Origin of the sequence: Pseudomonas sp. EL_65y_Pfl2_R96 (genome assembly GCF_963970905.1) — a bacterium.
GTDB lineage: Bacteria > Pseudomonadota > Gammaproteobacteria > Pseudomonadales > Pseudomonadaceae > Aquipseudomonas.
Map to the genome: position 1 here is coordinate 1 of NZ_CAXAQH010000235.1, position 509 is coordinate 509.

Below are 509 nucleotides of genomic sequence, written 5' to 3' on the forward strand. Positions count from 1 at the left end.
ATTTTACCTATGAAGCCGAACGCGATCGTTATCAGTGCCCGGCGGGCAATTGGCTGACGCTCAAGCAGCGAAATAAGGGTGATCGGATCTATCAGGCAGATGTCAGCGACTGCGCTGCCTGCCCGCTCAAATCCCAATGCACTGGCGCCCAGCGCCGCTATGTCTCACGCCATGCCCATGAGGAGGCCTTTGAGCGAATGGAGCAGCGGATGCTGGCTCATCCGCAGATGATGGCCAGCCGAAGATCCATCGTTGAGCACCCTTTCGGCAATCTCAAGCAATGGCTGTTTGGGAATGGTCGCTTCCTGCTGCGTCAGTTGGAGGGAGCAAAAGCGGAAATGGCCTTGGCGGTGAACGCTTACAACCTCAAGCGAGCGATTAGCGTGCTCGGCGCACGTCAGTTGATGGCGTTGATGGGCTGAAACGCCCTTTTTTCGTCTGTTGCCCGCACAAAAACAAACGCCCCGAACAAGTCGGGGCGTTTTGTTGGGCCTTCATCAGTGTGTTTT

General features: G+C 56.2%; 1 protein-coding gene. It reads left to right on the forward strand.

From position 1 onward, the window contains the following. The coding region (locus AACY49_RS30385) for a transposase (RefSeq protein WP_339527968.1) at window positions 1-422 on the forward strand (422 nt) is incomplete at its 5' end. Between the last annotated feature and the right edge of the window lie 87 nt (window positions 423-509).